The organism is Acidobacteriota bacterium, assembly GCA_016716905.1.
GTDB lineage: Bacteria > Acidobacteriota > Vicinamibacteria > Vicinamibacterales > SCN-69-37 > SYFT01.
On the sequence record JADJUS010000022.1, the window covers coordinates 634,322 to 650,360 of the forward strand.

Annotated in this window: 13 protein-coding genes; 3 read left to right on the forward strand and 10 right to left on the reverse strand. The window is 63.8% G+C overall.

Going from position 1 to position 16,039, the window contains the following annotated elements; all coding sequences use genetic code 11:
- The first annotated feature begins 8 nt into the window (after positions 1–8).
- Entirely contained in the window at positions 9–2,360 is a 2,352-nt protein-coding gene (locus tag IPL75_18765) for a hypothetical protein (protein ID MBK9242239.1), read from the forward strand.
- A 62-nt stretch (positions 2,361–2,422) separates the two neighbouring features.
- On the opposite strand, the gene IPL75_18770 is transcribed toward IPL75_18765, so the two are convergent.
- A complete protein-coding gene (locus tag IPL75_18770; GenBank protein MBK9242240.1) occupies positions 2,423–2,593 on the reverse strand; it encodes an Rdx family protein in 171 nt (56 codons plus the stop codon).
- Between the two features lie 261 nt (positions 2,594–2,854).
- Between IPL75_18770 and IPL75_18775 the strand changes: the two genes are divergently transcribed.
- Positions 2,855–3,085 carry a hypothetical protein gene (locus IPL75_18775; GenBank protein ID MBK9242241.1) on the forward strand — a complete coding sequence of 77 codons (231 nt, stop codon included), beginning with the start codon at positions 2,855–2,857 and terminating at the stop codon, positions 3,083–3,085.
- Positions 3,086–3,152: 67 nt separating this feature from the next.
- On the opposite strand, the gene IPL75_18780 is transcribed toward IPL75_18775, so the two are convergent.
- The 8 genes from IPL75_18780 to IPL75_18815 form a co-directional block, all read right to left on the reverse strand.
- Positions 3,153–3,896 (reverse strand): hypothetical protein, encoded by a 744-nt coding sequence (locus tag IPL75_18780; protein ID MBK9242242.1) that lies wholly within the window; start codon positions 3,894–3,896, stop codon positions 3,153–3,155.
- Positions 3,897–3,983: 87 nt separating this feature from the next.
- Entirely contained in the window at positions 3,984–4,484 is a 501-nt protein-coding gene (locus IPL75_18785; protein ID MBK9242243.1) for a nuclear transport factor 2 family protein, read from the reverse strand.
- 40 nt (positions 4,485–4,524) lie between these two features.
- Positions 4,525–6,939 (reverse strand): ABC transporter permease, encoded by a 2,415-nt coding sequence (locus IPL75_18790; protein ID MBK9242244.1) that lies wholly within the window; start codon positions 6,937–6,939, stop codon positions 4,525–4,527.
- A 420-nt stretch (positions 6,940–7,359) separates the two neighbouring features.
- The gene (locus IPL75_18795) at positions 7,360–8,751 is read right to left on the reverse strand and encodes a tryptophan 7-halogenase (GenBank protein ID MBK9242245.1); all 1,392 of its coding nucleotides are present in this window, start codon (positions 8,749–8,751) and stop codon (positions 7,360–7,362) included.
- A 10-nt stretch (positions 8,752–8,761) separates the two neighbouring features.
- Entirely contained in the window at positions 8,762–11,260 is a 2,499-nt protein-coding gene (locus tag IPL75_18800; protein ID MBK9242246.1) for a hypothetical protein, read from the reverse strand.
- Positions 11,257–11,511, reverse strand: coding sequence for an acyl carrier protein (locus IPL75_18805; protein ID MBK9242247.1), 255 nt, complete (start codon positions 11,509–11,511; stop codon positions 11,257–11,259). The genes IPL75_18800 and IPL75_18805 overlap by 4 nt, the downstream gene beginning before the upstream one ends.
- A gap of 15 nt (positions 11,512–11,526) precedes the next feature.
- Positions 11,527–12,675, reverse strand: a complete 1,149-nt coding sequence (locus IPL75_18810; protein MBK9242248.1) for an acyl-CoA dehydrogenase family protein — start codon at positions 12,673–12,675, stop codon at positions 11,527–11,529.
- Positions 12,675–14,249 (reverse strand): amino acid adenylation domain-containing protein, encoded by a 1,575-nt coding sequence (locus IPL75_18815; GenBank protein MBK9242249.1) that lies wholly within the window; start codon positions 14,247–14,249, stop codon positions 12,675–12,677. The genes IPL75_18810 and IPL75_18815 overlap by 1 nt, the downstream gene beginning before the upstream one ends.
- A gap of 219 nt (positions 14,250–14,468) precedes the next feature.
- On the opposite strand from IPL75_18815, the gene IPL75_18820 reads away from it, so the two are divergent.
- Positions 14,469–14,978 (forward strand): hypothetical protein, encoded by a 510-nt coding sequence (locus IPL75_18820; GenBank protein ID MBK9242250.1) that lies wholly within the window; start codon positions 14,469–14,471, stop codon positions 14,976–14,978.
- Positions 14,979–15,066: 88 nt separating this feature from the next.
- On the opposite strand, the gene IPL75_18825 is transcribed toward IPL75_18820, so the two are convergent.
- Entirely contained in the window at positions 15,067–16,029 is a 963-nt protein-coding gene (locus IPL75_18825) for a fatty acid desaturase (protein MBK9242251.1), read from the reverse strand.
- Positions 16,030–16,039: the final 10 nt, after the last annotated feature.

A 16,039-nucleotide genomic window follows, 5' to 3' on the forward strand; every position in this document is an offset into this window, starting at 1 on the left:
GGCTTCATATGCCCAACTCCAGACGCCGCACCCACATCGCCATCGCCGCTTCGCTGGTCATCCTGCTGCTCGCCGGCGCCTGCTCGGGTGACGATACGCCGCAGCCGGGGACGTACGCCCGGGGGACGACCGCAGACTTCGTGACGCCGCTCGCGGACGACTCGAGCGCCGATCTGGTGTCGTGGGTGGATGGACAACCAGTCACGGACTGGACCGCCGAAGTGGCCAAGCGTGACAAAGCCATCAATGGCTATTTGAATGACGACGACCCAGGGCGCGCGGCGAAGTACGGCTTCCGGGCCGGCCAGACCCCGCGACTGGCGTGGGACTGGTTCCGCCAGAACCCCGTGGGCTTCAACGGCGTGCCGTACGTGCTGTTCAAAACCATCCTCGACCTGAGTCCCGATCACGAAAACCCGACGCTGCGTACGCTGGCGAGGATCTGGAAGCGTCAGGCGCCGCTGCCTCAGGGCACCGGCGCAGCCGCCACCACATGGACGCTCGACCACCTCGGTGTGATTCCGAGTCCAGACGACTACGAGAACGGTGTGGCACGACCCGCGGCCAGTCGCCAGTCGCGGCTGCCGTACGGCTTCGCCTTCGAAAACCCTCGCACGTTCGAACCGTTGTCAGCCGCTGAAACGGCCGTCTACGACACGCGACTGCTGGCGCGCCGGGTCTTCAAGAACACGGCACTGCTCATCGCCAAGCTCAGCACGTCGGACCATGAGGACAACTGGGAGAAGGACCGGCCCGACTTCGGCAGCCCGGGCAAACTCGATCGCGTGTTTTTCTCGTGCGCGGCATGTCACGTGGGCCGTGTCGCGGTGGGCGGCAAGATGAAGTTCCTGCCGGGCATGCCCAACACCGAGCTTGAGGGCCAGTACTACTCGAAGCTCATCATGCTGACGGCCGCGGCGATGACCGAGTCGGGGTTCGACCCCACCACCCGGACGCCGGTGAATCCGACGGCCATCAAGCCCAATGCGTCGGCGGTCAAAGCGCTCTACACCGAGATGCTGGACAAAGCGCGTAAGCAGCCTGAGACCCTGTACGGATCGTCGCCGGCCGATATCGCGCGTGGAAAGATCCAGGCATTGGCCGTGGCCAGCGAGTTCCCGAGCGTGTTGAAGGACCTGATCGCGGCGGGCGTCAAAACGCACTTCATCTATCAGGTGGTGGCCAAAAACAACGGCTACAAAAACGCGCTGCCCGATGTGCTTGAGGATCGGCCGGGACAGATGGACGCGTTCGGCATTGCCTCGGGGCTTGTGGCCATCCACACGCGGCGTCCCGACAACAGCTTCATGGAATTTGTGCGCCGCGACAACCCGAAGAGCCCGATCTTTACCGGCTTCTCAAAGGCGAATGGCCAGCCGACGGATGTTGCCGGCATGACCGAGGCCACGACGGACGCCAAGGTGGCTGGAGAACGAATCCTGAAGAACCTCGCAGCCTGGGCCCCACCCGTGCCTGCGCCCATCGACATCAAGAGCATCACCTGGGCGAGCGAACGCGCGCACGCAAACTGGGACGGCAATCAGGGCGCCTCGTCGCGCACGCTGGCGTCGGGTGCGTCGGCCACCGGCGATCCGCGCATGGTGAACGTGCGTATTCACGAACCGCTGAATCCCTTCATCAACAACCTGCCGCCACCGCCCTATCCGTTCGCTGTTGATGTGAAGCGCGCCAAAGAGGGCAAGGCGATTTTCCAATCGGAGTGCGCCGGCTGCCACAAGCCGCGCAACGCGCAGATCTACCCGGTCTCGTCGCTGGGAACGGATGTGAACCGCACGCTCGTCAACACGAGCGTGTCGCGCTATGGCCTGTCGGCACTCGTCATGGAAGCGTGTGTGATCTACGGCGCCAACAACGCCGGTCAGCCGGGCGCGGACTGGTGCGTCCCGAAGGGCGACTGGCAGGCGCGCCAGGAGGAGTACTTCCGCGACACGCCGAGGCGCGTGGCCGAGGGCAGCCACGGCTACAAGGCCGACCTGCTGGACGGCATCTGGGCGCAGGCGCCCTACCTGCACAACGGATCGGTGCCCACCCTGGGCCAGGTGATTTGCCCGACCACGAGACCCGCGCGGTTCGTGCGCGGCAACGTCAACTATGACGAGGCGCTCGTGGGCTTCGAGTGGGCCGCCAAACCGGGCGCGCGCTACAGCCCCAACGACTCGTTGCTCGTCAAGGAATACGACACGACCGTAACCGGCAAATCCAATGCGGGCCACACCTTCGGTGCCGACCTGTGCCCCGACACCACCGGCCTGGACCCGGTCACCAATCGGCAGGAAATTGCCACGCGCCTGCTGGGTTCAAAGGTCGGCGCACTGCTGGAATACCTCAAGACGAGATAAGAAACGACCTCTGAGGTAATTACCGTTTTGTTACCCGCGGTAATTACCTCAGAGGTCGTTTCTCATTGTCGCGCGCGCAGCAACCTGACGATTTCCGCGTGCGTCGGAAACTTGTCGCCGCACGCCTTCTTCGAATAGATCAACTCCCCATCGGCGCGGACCTCAAAGATGCCCCGGTCGCCTTTGACGAGTTCCGCCGCGATGCCCATCTCCTTCTGTAACGCAGCCTCCAAACTGGAGGCCTCAGGAAGGTAGTTTCAACGGACGCAGTATTCGATACTGATCTTCATGGTGCACAAAGTGTAGCCGGCCTGGCCGGGGGGGGGGGGGGGGGTCTTTAGACCCGGCATGTCCGCTCATCGTAGGATGAGGTCGTGCGGACCACAGATACTGACGCGGGAACGTTTGGCTGGCAGTTACTGAAAAAAGGCGGTACGCCTGGTGCGGTGACCACGGACTGGGCGAAACGGGCGGAGTTCGATTCGCACAACCGGATCAGGTGCCCGAAGTGCGAATGGGTGCCGGAGTCGTCGAGCCGATGGACCTGCTGGAGCGGCGGCGGACCCGAGCCGCCGTTTACGTCATGCGGCACGTCGTGGAACACGTTCACCACACGCGGCAGGTGTCCGGGCTGCGCTCACCAGTGGAAGTGGACATCATGCTTGCAGTGCCACGGGTGGTCGCTGCACGAAGACTGGTACGAATTCGAGCAAAACGACCTCTGAGGTAATTACCGCCGATCCGGGACCGGTAATTACCTCAGAGGTCGTTTTGGCATCAGAGGCCGCTTTGTCATTCCTGCCAGCTGCCGTACATCGAGTTGGGCATGATGAAGTAGCGCACACCGAACTGGGCGTAGGCGGTCTCACCCTGGGCACGGAGCGCCTGGCTTCCTGCGGGGAAGTCATGGATGTTGTCGCCGACAAACGCGATGACTTCAATTGGTGTGCGGCTGGCGTCTGTCTGCCCGGCGGCAACGGCCTCGAATCTCGGGTTCTTGTCTGAACCGGACCCCGCGCCCTCGGGGCGGCACAACACGGCGTCGAACGGCAGCCCACGTTTGCGCAAGACGGCAGCAGTGTCGGGGCACTCAATCGCCAGCCGGTTGGTCACAATCGCGATGCGCCCGCCCAGGGCCCGCACACGTGCAAGGAACGCCGCGGCGCCTGGCACCGGCGTGGACGCCTGCGTCCGCACCCATGCGGTGAACCGCTCAGCCGTATGCGTGGCGCGCTCACGCGCGAGCCCCATCTGATACGGGAAGTTATTGATGACGGTGTCATCGGCATCCAGGACCACGGCCCACGCGCCGGCGGTGCGCGTCCGCGCCATGGCTTCCACATGTGCCGTCGCAATCCGGTACGTCTGGACCGTCAGCGCCGGATACTCAGCCGACGTCGTCATCCACTGGATGCTGGTGGGCAACGGGGCGTCGCCGGGCGGCGGCGGTGTGGGAGTGGCCACCTGCTGCGTTTGTGCAGCGCAGCCGGCCATCGAGAGCAGGAGCACGAACCCGACCGACCTGTAGAGTGTCATCCCGGCATTCTGACACCGCTTGAGGGAGAGAGACCTCTGAGGTTCTTACCTCAGAGGTCCTTCATTGCCTCAAACGTCCTGACCCGCTTACTTCGCCGGTGGCGGCGGGGGCAGCGGCACCGAGGCGTGGTCCATGACGAAGACCCACTTGCCGTCGCGCATCGCCTTTACATCCGAAAAGCGACCTTCCATAACCTGATGGCCCCCAGGGGTCGGGATGGTCATCTTCCAGGTGCCCGATCCGATGACCACATCGCCGTGGACATCGTTGTGTTTGGTCAGGTATTCGAGCGTCGCGCCAGGCATCGCCTTGAACATTTCGCCCGCGCCCGCCTTGGCCGAGGCCCATCCACGTACGCCCATGCCGTCGGGGCCAATGGACACCAGATCCGGACTGTTCCAGTACGTGTCAGCCAGCGCTTCCGCGTCGCCCTTGTTGAAGGCGGCAAGGAACCGGGCGTCGAGCGCGTCGGCGCCTGCCATCATTTCGGCCGGCGTCGGCCCAGCCGGCACCGCGGGCGCCGCCGGCGCGCACGCACTTGCCGCCACCACGATCGTCACAACCATTGCCAACAGTGTTCGTCGCACGGAGACCTCCTTGGGGAAGGCTCATCATACGCCCGCTGGCTCAGGAGTCTTTGAGGGCGAGCAATGGGCTTGCCTGCCCGGCCCGGCGCGCAGGGAACCACGCGGCTAAGCCGGCTGTCACCACGAGGAGGAGCGCCGCGGCGGTCCACACAGCGGGATCAAATGGGCTCATGTCGAACAGGAACTGGCGCGTGACGCGCGCCACGATCCAGCTGAGTAACCCGCCGCCGATCACGCCAATGGTGACGGCCACGCCGACGCCTCGCATCGCCAGGGTGACCAGTCCGCGAGGCGATGCACCAAGCGCCGCGCGAATCGCCATCTCGCGCCGCCGGTCTTCCACCATCTGCGCGATGGTCGCGTGAATGCCGAGCACGGCCAAGCCAAGCGTGACGAGCGCGAGCACGATGAGCACCGCCGATTGCGTGCGTGCCGTGGCCGTCTGCGCCCGAAGGCGATCGGTCAGGAGCGATGCGTGCACGTGCATAGTGGGGTCGGCTTTCCGCACCGCGTCTTCGATGGCGCGCTCAGACTCGCCGCCTGGTCGGGCTTCACGGCTCACGACGTGGAACATGCCCGGTGTGAGCCGTCTTGTCACGAGCAGCGGATACAGCACTGGCGTCATCGGCTTCGTGACGCCTTCTTCACGCACGTTCGCCACGACGCCGACGATCCGGTGCAGGACGCCGAAGTCGAACTCGCGTCCCACAGCCGCAGCGACGCCACCGAAGTATGTGCTCGCGAACTGCTCGTTCACCACTGCGACGGCCGGACCAGTGGCATCGGACGGGAGGAAGTCGCGGCCGGCGAGCACCGGAGTGCGCATGGCAGCGAAGAATCCGTCCGAGACGTGCTTCGTGGCAACGAATGCCGGTTCGCGATCCAGGAATCTCACCTGCATTCTTGATGCAACGGCCGCAAGTGGCGGGTCAAACGCGAGTGCCACTTCGCGTCGGCCAGGCGCCGCCAGTACTTCTCGCCGTATGTCGTTCATGACCTGCTGGTATCGCGGTCCGTCCAGGAAGAGTTTCTCCGTTGGCGTGACCCGCGCGATCACCACGCCGGTTGGGTCGAAGCCGAGCGGTTGCGAGAGCATGCGCCACAGCGTGGTGGACACCAGCCCCGCAGCCGCGAGCAGCGCCAGCACCAGCGCTGTCTGCACGGCAATCACCGCGCGCCGGACGAGCAGCGTGCGGCGAGGCGGCGTGAACGCCAGGCCGCTGGTGTGCAGCGCGCTGACCAAATCGCGCCGCCGACGCAACCAGCTCGGCATCAGGCCAAGGATCACGCAGAGGCCGGACGTGACTGCGGCCGCGATCAACCAGCCGCGCCAGTCCACATGAAGGCCCTCAATCCGTGGAATGTCCTGGGGAGCCATCCAGGCAAACGCGCGAGTCAGAACGATGGCCAGCACCCCGGCCAGCACCCATGAGGCTCCCGCAATCGCCGCCATCTCGGCCAACGACTGCCCCATGAGCCGCCTTGGGCTTGCCCCAAGCGCTGCGCGCACAGCGAATTCCCGGCTCCTCCGGCTGGCCATCACCGACATCAGACCGGCCGCATTGGCCAGCGTGACCAGCATCACAAACCCGGCCGCCGCCGTCAGCAACCACAGGAGCGGCCGCGTGCGACCGAACCAGACTTCCTGCAAGGGCACGATATCGGCGCGGCGCACACGGTTGAACAGAGGATGCTCATGGTCGATGTGCTGGAGGATTGGGGTCAGGACCTCCTCGACCTGTGCCTCGGTCACGCCCTCGTGCGGTCGGCCAATCAGCACGCGGTCGTAGATTCGTCGCGATTCCCCGCCGCCCGGGCGGCGTCCATCAGGCATCGCCACGAACAGATCAGCCGCGCCGGTCGGGCTGTAGCTCTGCGCGATGCCCTGCATCGATACGCCGGACGGGAGGACGCCCACGATTTCGATCGTGCGCAACTCAAACTCCGCGCTCACGGTGACCACCCGGCCGACAATGGATGGATCAGCGCCAAACACGCGGCGCCATAGGGCATCTGTGACCATGGCGCGCGGGACGCTGGCAGTCGCATCGGCGTCGGCCGGCTCAAAGCTGCGGCCCAGCGCGGGCCGAACGCCGAGCACGTCAAACAAGTTCGTGGTGGCGTAGACCGTGGCCACGGGCGTCAGCGAATCGCCGCTCTTCAGATACCACGCCCTCGTCACCTCGACGCCGGCGATATCCATGATGCTCTTCATGGCCGCCTGCAGGTCTACGTACTCATCGGCCGAGGTATTACCCATGCGATCGTCGCGGTTGGGCGCCGTCCAGCCTACTGATACCAGACGGTCGGGATCCGCAAACGGCAGCCGCTCAATCCACAAGCCGTACGCGATTGACCAGGTCGCAGTGGACACCGCCACCGCCACAGCCAGCACAGTCACCATCCACGCGGCCTGCAGCCGATGACGGATCCAGAATCCCAAGGCCTGTCGCATCGGTTGTCCTCCCCGCGATATTTGACACCGCAATCGTGTAGCCGGACCTGAAGGTCCGGCCTCCTTCCGGATGGAGGCCGGGTCTTCAGACCCGGCTACACCAATGTTTAAACCACCTTCTTCTTGGGAACCGAACTGCCCATCACGGGCGACGTGGGTACCTAAGTACCCGCGATTCGCCATGGTTTAACCGCGCAAATGCCGGCAAAACGGCTTTGCCGCATGTCCGGAACTGGCACACAGGTTGCTGTTGTCGCCGGCGGGAGGCTTCAATATGCGCCAGCACCGGCAAATCCACTTGTGGATCTCAGAGAGCGACTATCTGCTGCTGCACGAACAGGCGGCCGAGGAGCAAGACTCGGTCTCGGCCATCCTTCGCCGGTTGATCAGAAACGAGCGGCACCGGCTACGAGACGAGGGTCAACGCGGTCCGAGCCAGGCTTCCGTCGTGGACACGGGCGAATTCACGTCCCAGATGGCGGCCCGTTCGGGATGATACCGGGAGCCGATGGGAATTGAATACAGATCCTCGGACGCGTAAGACGCCTCGCGTTCCCCGGTGCGACCCAGGAGTTGGCGGAACGCATCCAACGCGATTGACGGCTGCCGCTCGTGTCCGTAGATCCGCCCGGCAAACATGTCGGTCATGTGCTCGGTGTACTTGGAGTGCACGGACCACCCGAATGCCAGCGGATGCTCCCAGAACGCATCGAGCACGTCCTCAAGGATGTCGATGCCCTTCTCGCAGAACAGCTGATGCTCGCCGAACGGATTCTCCGCGTCGCGATTGGCGCCATTCAGGTACGCCCGGATCGCGGGTGCCGCAAACTGCGCCTCACGAAGCGCCACCGTCAATCCGAACGAAAAAATGGGGTCGATGAACCGGTGAGAATCCCCAACACACATGAACCCTTTGCCGCAGAACTTCTTCACCTGGTACGAGTAGTTCGGGATGACGTGAATGTCTTCCACCAGAGGGCACCCGTCGGTGCGGCGCTTCAGCTCAGGATGCAACTCCTGTAGCTCGCGCAGGTAGAAATCGCGCAGTGATTCGTTCTTCTCCAGAAAGTAGGCCGACGGAATGACCACGCCGACGCTCACCACATCGGCATCCAGGGGAATGAACCACGACCAGTGGTACTTCTTCTGGTAGAAGATCAGCGTGTTGTCGCGGTGATTTTCGCGGTTCTCGTTTTTGTCGAGGCTCTCGTCACGGCGCGCGCCGGACACCTGCGAAAAGATCGCGATCTGCTTGTCGTAGGCGCCCAGGTACTTGGGGCCGGTCACGCCGCCCAGATTGGCCAGCCACGTGGCCTGCCCCGAGCAATCGAGCAGCACCTCTGATCGAATCTCCTGCACCCCGCCATCGTCCATCCGCACGTCGGCGCCGACAACCACCCCGTCACGCACGATCGGGGTGACGGCTTTGCCTCTCAGCACGGTGGCGCCCCGCGTCACCGCCTGATCGAGCGCCATCTTGTCGAAATCACTACGGCGCACCTGCCATGTGTCCCAGTTGAAGAGCTTCCACTCCTCGTCGCGCCCGGTCACCGGCACAAACCAGCTGCCGCGCGGACTCTGGCCAAAGACCTTCACGCCTTGTTTGGTGGGATAGCCGCGGCGATACATCTCGGCCTCGAGTCCGAGGTCGCGGATGGCCTTGCCGCACGCGCCCGTCATCGATTCGCCGATGTGGTAACGCGGAAACGACTCGGCTTCCACGATCACAGGCGTAATTCCCTCGGCCAGCAGGTTCATGGCACTGGCTGACCCGGCGGGGCCGCCTCCAACAATCAGTACGTCTGTCTTCATTGATCCTTCTCTACTTTTTCTCTTCCACAACGAGCGCATCCGCGCGCCTCGACAATTCACCAAAAAGCCTGCCCGCGATGATGCGATGTCCCTCGGCGTTCGGATGGCGATCCGAGGGGCTTAGCACCAAGGTGGAATGATCGTATCCGTCGAACACGTCCTGCATGTCGATGACGGTCATACCTGCCTGATGAGCAAGCGACAACAGCAATGGCCGTTCCGGGTCGTCGGTGGCATCAAACGGCATGGGAATGAGCGCGAACAGGGGCTTGGCACCGATGCGATGCACTTCGGCCACGATCTTGCCGAGAGCCCACTGCAGGATGTCGCGCCGGCGGGGCAACAATCGCTGCAGCACCTCCTGTTCCGACATGGTGGCCTCGATGCCGGCCTCGCGCGCCCACTGGTCCACCGGCGCAGGCAGCGGCCGGCCCTTCGCCAGTCGTCCGGCGAAGTACATGTCGATGGGGCCATGCCAGTTGGTATGCCCGACCACCAGGACGACCTGCGGCTGGAACTGACCGACCCTCCCGCTCTCCAGCATGCTGACTTGTTCGACCAGTGACGAATTGCCCATGGCCAGGTTGAGGAACTCGTAGTCAAGACCGGTCTGGGGCTTCCACTCGCGATTGAGGCGGTCTTCAAGCACCTGCTCAAACGGCTCGCCGTTGTTCACGCCCGACCCGAGCACAAATGACGGCCCGAGCACGGCCACCCGTACGGTGTTGGGCCGCGGCGTCTTTTTGTAGTCCTGGTCGCGAAAGCCCCAGCGATTCGTGCTGAACAATCCACCCCTGAATACGGTGCTTGCCGACGGCCGATAGACGCGATTGCCGAAGTGATCTTCGATAGCGCCCGGCTCTCCAGTGCCGACATGGACAGGCTCCTTGCTCCCCTGCGCCCGCGCGTACACTTCCCACAGTTCACCGTTGAACTGATTCACGCCGACAATCTCCTCGTAGTAGCCACGCTGCAAACGCTCGGCATCGTAGTTGTTGAGTTCCACGATGCGCGCGTGACGCGCCGCCTCCTGAGCCGGAGCAGGCACATAACCCGACAGCGCGGGCTCACCCGCCAACCAGAACAATGTCAACGGCAGCGCCCCGACAATCAGGGGATGCTGCCAGCGTGCGCGAACGGCAAGCGCCGACGGTGCGCCGAGCGAATAACGCCGGGTCACATACGCCGCCACGGTCACGACCGTCAGCGTGCCCAACACCGCCGCCACGTCGCTGGGCCGAATGGTGGCAGCCCGCACCATCACGCGGAAGTCCTCGAACGTGGGGCTGGTCCATACACCCCACAACACAGCCATGACGGTGAACATCCCGGCCGTCTGCATGGCGTCGCGCCACGCATGCGCCGACGCAGGTGCCTGCGCCGTCAACTGCCGCGCACGGCCACGCCGCTGTTCCCGGAGCGTATTGGCCACCAGCAGCAGGCCAATCACGACCCAGAACGCGATGTCGGTCGTGCTGAACAGCCAGGTGCCCAGCAACCAGAACCACTGGTACGAATGCAGCAGCCACGTGGTGATGACCACGCAGACGGTGGCCGCCACAAGCGCGGTGGTCTCGCTGCGCCGCTTCAGGCTGAAGACCACCGGCAGATAGACCATCTTCTGCATGAAGTCCTTCCAGTAGATGTTGATGCGCCGCCACAGGTCCGAGAAACTCGACGCGAGGTAAAAGAACCGATGCGTCTCAGGCAACCTGAACCCGAACAGGTGCAATAGGCCGACGATGACGTGAAACTGTCCGGACACGCGGAGGTAGAGCCCGTAGTTGCCCACCAGATACTGGACGATCCCGGCCGTGGACGTCACCTCCCCAGGCGACAACGTCACGTATTGATACAGGAGGCGATACAACACCAGGTGGATGAGGCCGCGGAAGATCCAATGGATACCCTCCGCATAGATGTCCATCGCCGGCCGGTCGAAATACGTTCTGCGGAATGTCTGAAAATCAATAACGGGAAACAGCAGGAAGACGGTGTTGGGCAGCAGAAAGAAATACGAGAGGACGATCCCCGGGCTCGCCGGCCCGCGGTGTTTGAGGTCGTAGAGATACAGCACCAGCCGGAACATGAACATGGACCCGAGGACGGGCCAGATCGCGCCAGGCCATGGCGCCGGCAGCCAGGTGGCGCGCATCGCGACGAGTACGCCTGTCGCGAATAACAGCAGCATCACGCGGTATTTGAACGCGACCGGCACATGGCAGATGGCAATCAGGCCCAGGCCCACGCCGACGAGCCACGCGCCTGGCGCGACACCGAAGATCAGCACGATGCCGGCGAACGAAAGTGCCGCAAAAAACGGCGGCTGGTATCGCCGTGGCAGCCAGTGGTGCACCAGGAAGCCGCCGAGGGCCAGCGGCAGCACCACGTTGTACAACGCCGGATTTTCGATGTGAAACGCCCGTGCCAGCAGCAGGATTCCGGTCAGTTGCGCGACGATCCAGACAAATCGCGCCACATCTGGCCAGACGATCGTGGCGGAGGTCATACCAACGGCTGTTTGCTGCGGACCAGTGCCGCAATCTGATCAAGGGTGCCCAGGTTGTCCTCGTTGATGTCGTAGGCCTGCAGTTCAATCTTGAAGTGCTCTTCGAGGTACGCCGCCAGGCGCACCGTGGCGAGCGAATCGAGAATGCCGCCGGCAATCAAGGGGGTCTCCGGAGTCAGATCATCGGGATTCGCGTCACGAAGAAACTGGTCCAGGATGTAGGCCTTGACGGTCGCTTGAATCGTATCCACCCTGCAATGCTCTCCCTATAGTCCCAGCCAGCCGGCGATGATGTTGCGCTGCACTTCCGACGTGCCAGAGTATAACTTGGCGCCGAATGCATCGCGCACTGCCCGCTCCACTTCGTACTCGGCGGTGTATCCGTATCCGCCGAATATCTGCATGACGTCGGTGGCCGTGGCCACCAGTGCTTCGCTGACAAACAACTTGGCGACAGCCGCATCAAGCGAGACGCCGCGCGTCTTGTCGAGCCTGGACGCCGCCCGATACGTCAGGAGCCGAGCCGCCTCAAGGCGCACCTTCATGTCGGCGATCTTGTGCGACACGGCCTGGTACTTCCCGATGGCCTTCCCCCCGGCCTCGCGGGTGCGCGCGTAGTCGATCGCGCGTTCCATGAGGCGTTCCATCTGCCCCACGTGAGCGGCAAACAGGCAGATGCGCTCCCAGTCCATCGAGTGCGTGAACACACCCGCCCCGGCGCCCACGCCGCCGAGCACACTCGCATCCGGCACCCACACATCCTCAAACACCAGTTCGCCGAACGGCGATGTGCGCAAGCCCATCTTCTCGATCTTCCGCCCGGCCGAGACACCAGGCGTCGAGCGCTCGAGGAGGAAGGCCGTGATGCCGCCATGAAACCGCTTGACCGGATCCGTCAGCGCGAACAGCACGATGACCTGCGCTTCGGGGGCGTTTGAGATGAAGGTCTTTGCGCCCGTCACCCGCCATCCCAGGCCGTCCCTGACCGCGCGCGCCCGCATTGCAAACGGGTCCGAACCCGATTCAGGTTCGGTCATCGCATTCACGCCGATCAGCGTGCCGTTCGACAAGCCCGGTAGGTACTGGCGCTTCTGCTCATCCGTACCGAACTTGCAGATGGGGACGACGCAGGCCATGACATGGGCGCAGAGGCTGAAGACCAGGCCGTGGTCGGTGCAGCCGTAGCCGAAGGCCTCAAGAGCAATCGCACACGACAGCGGATCTAGCCCACTGCCGCCGTATTCCTCCGGCACGGGCAATCCGGGCAGGCCCATCCCGCCGCAGGCGTTCCACAATTCGCGCGAGAACACCTGATCGCGGTCGCGCTCGATCACGCCGGCGTTGAGCGTGCCGCGCGAGAACGCCACGATCTCCTTGCGGAGGAGTTCCTGTTCCGACGTCAGTGAAAAGTCCATCAGCCGGCCTGCATCAGTCGCTGGTAATCGATCTTGTCTGTCGAGGTCTTCGGCAAGTGGTCGAGCACACCAAAGGAGTCGGGCATCATGTAACTGGGCAACGCCTTGGCGCAGAATGCCCGGATGGCGATCACCGACACCTTTTGCCCGTCTGCCAGCGCAAGAAACGCCTTGATCCGCACGCCACCCTCATCGTCTTTCACCGCCACGACTGCGGCTTCCTTGACGGCTTCGTGGCGATAGAGCCCAGCCTCGATTTCGCCCAGCTCGATGCGGTACCCGCGGCGTTTGACCATGCGGTCACGCCGGCCGACGAACGTGAAGACTCCTTCGCCTGCGTCAACCACCAGGTCGCCCGTCCGATACCATCGCCGCCCATCGTCATCCATCAGAAACGCTTCGGCGGTCCGCGCCGGGTTGTTGAAGTAGCCCTGCAGCATGCCGGCGCCATGCATCAGCAGTTCGCCCTCGGTGCCCGGCACCACCTCATGGCCGTCGTCGCCCATGACACGCGATTGAAAGTGAAAGCACGTCTTCCCGATGGGATACGGATCGACGCGGTCGTCTTCGACGTGATCGGGAATGGGATGCCACGTGCAGACATTGGTCTCGGTCGGACCGTAGAGGTTGAAGAATCGAGCGCGGGGCAGCAACGACTTCACGGCGCGTAGATGTTTGATCGGGAACACCTCGCCTGCAAAATTGACGATGCGCAACGAGACGTAGTGGTGCTCCGCCAGTTTGCCGAACTCTGCAAGGACCATCAGGATTGTCGGGGTTGAGTACCAGATGGTCAGCCGGCGATCGGCGATGAGCGCGGCCAGGCCGACAGGTTCTTTTCCCTGGTCGGCGTTGATCAACACCACGGTCGCGCCATGTTTCAGCGGCACGTAGAGGTCCGTGATCGACAGGTCGAAGTGAAATGGGGCGTGCGAGCTGAACCGGTCATCGTCGTTCGGCTCGAAGACCTCGGTACACCAGTCCACATGGCTCGTGGCACACAGGTGCGTCAGCATGACGCCCTTTGGAGTACCGGTCGAGCCCGATGTGTAGAGGATGTAGGCGAGGTCATCGCTGTCGAGCGGTTCGTTGGCGCCGCCCGTCGCGGCCTCGACGGCATCGGCGCGATCGAGTGCCGCGCGCAGGCCGTTGCCAGACGGCGCCACCGAAATTTCGATGGTGGCGGGTGGGGTGCCGAGCTTGGCGGCTTCCTCGTGCCACGCTCCAACGAGCCCGCCTTCGAGAACGAGTACCTTCACGGCGCAGTCGCTGGTGATGAAGGCGCTGCGCCAGGCCGGCGCGGATGGATCCACCGGCACGTAGACCGCCCCGGCCTTCATGGCGCCGAGCATGGTGGCGTAGGCGTCAATCGACTTGCGCAGATAGACGCCGACGCGGTCACCCTTCGTCACCCCCATCGCGCGCAGCCGGTCGCGGACGCGATTCGACAGGGCATCGAGTTCGGCGTAGGAGATCGAGCCGTCGGGCGGCTCTTCAACGGCGACGTGATCGGGCCGCCGCGCCGCCGAGGCCGCTAGGTAGTCGACGATCGTGCTCGGACGTGGTAGTTCCATGGGCCGGGCCGAGTGTACCTGAGGACCGGCATGGGAGGTTCAAGCCTCGGCCTTGAGGAACAGGCCGAGCTACGTTCGGCAGGGTCGGGTAGGCGCGGGAAGGGTCGGGCACGCACGGGAAGGGTCGGGTACGCGCGGGAAGGGTCGGGCACGCGCGGGAAGGTATCGAGTCGGTACGTAGCTCGGGCTGTTCCTCAAGCCCGAGGTTAGAATGGCGCCATGCTCCTATCGCTGCTCTTGTCCGTCGCCGTCTCCGTTGTGCCCGCCACGTTGACGTTCACGGCGCCGCCGGCGTGGACACCCAAGGCCGTCACCTCGATGATGCGCGTGGGCGAGTTTGTGCTGCCGAAGGCCGACGGCGACGCCGAAGACGCCTCGCTTGTGGTCTATTTCTTCGGCGGCACAGGGGGCACGGTGCAGGCCAACCTCGACCGGTGGTTCGGCCAAATCGCGCAACCTGACGGCCGCCAGACCAAAGACGTGGCCACCACATCAAGCCGGCTCATCAATGGGCTGTCCGTGACGCTGTTCGACGCGAGGGGCACCTACGTGGCAGAAGTCACACCAGGCTCACCGGAACGTTTCAACAAGCCCGGCTACCGGATGCGCGCCGCCGTCATCCAAACCAAAGGCGGTCCGTACTTCATCAAGCTCGTGGGACCGCTCAACACCATCGCGCGCTGGGATAAGGACTACGAGAGCTTCCTGCAGACGCTCAACTACAAATAGCGTCGGGGCTCTTCGGAGGCCGGGTCTTCAGACCCGGCGGACATGCCGGGTCTGAAGACCCGGCCTCCGAAGACCAATGATGTCCAAGCTACACGAGGCTCCAATCGGAGTGCGGGCGCTTGTTTTCCACAATCCATCCGTAGAGGAGCCCGCGGTACGTCTGCCAGCGCATCTGTTTGCGCGCGTAGAAGGGACCGAGTGCGCGCTGCAGCGCCGGCAGGTGGTAAAACGGCACACCGGGAAAGTAGTGATGCTCGAGGTGCAGGTTTGAGGTGAGGAACGCGAAGTTCCAGAACCAATGGCTGCGCAGCAGGGTGCCCCACTTGGCCGGGTCGTTCGGGTCGATGTCGTAGTGCTGCCCCAGCCGGTTCAGTGTGAACGCGATTGGAAAGATGAAGAACACGGGGAACGCATGCGCACGGAACGCTGCGGCCCCGCCCCACGCCCACCAGATGCCTGCCAGCACACCCACGTGAAAGAGGATTGAGATGCGCCGTTCCCACGCAATGGTCTTCTGCAGCTCGGCCGGATACGTGGACGACTCGAGGCGCGCCGCCCGGAAGTAGATCGGAAAGAGCACGGGCGTGGCGTAAAGCGCTTTGTACCACCGCGCATTCCGCTTTGGTGACAGGTAGTGCCGCTTCGGATCGTCGTCATTCGATCCGAGCTCGGCGTGATGGTCCAGGTGCCATCGGGTGAACTGGCTCGGCGCGATGCCACTCGGCACGGCATAGAGAAAGCCGAGCGCACGCTCGGCCAGAGGATGCCGCGTCTGGAACACGTTGTGATGCAGCACCTCGTGCAGCAACACGGTGAAATTGAATACCGTGAACCCCTGCACGAGCGCCACGGGCAGCCAGATCAGCGGATCGTCAAATCGGATCAGTGCCCACGTGGCCGCGCCCAGTATCAGGAACTGGCGCACGGCCACGACAAAATGCCGCCACGGCTGTTTGGTGTGGAACTCGCGCATCTGCTCGCGCGAGATGGCTTTTCCCAAATCGGCCCGGAGAGCCGTGGCGTGGGCGCTGTAGTAGTGCGTCTTAGACACGGGTCACCAA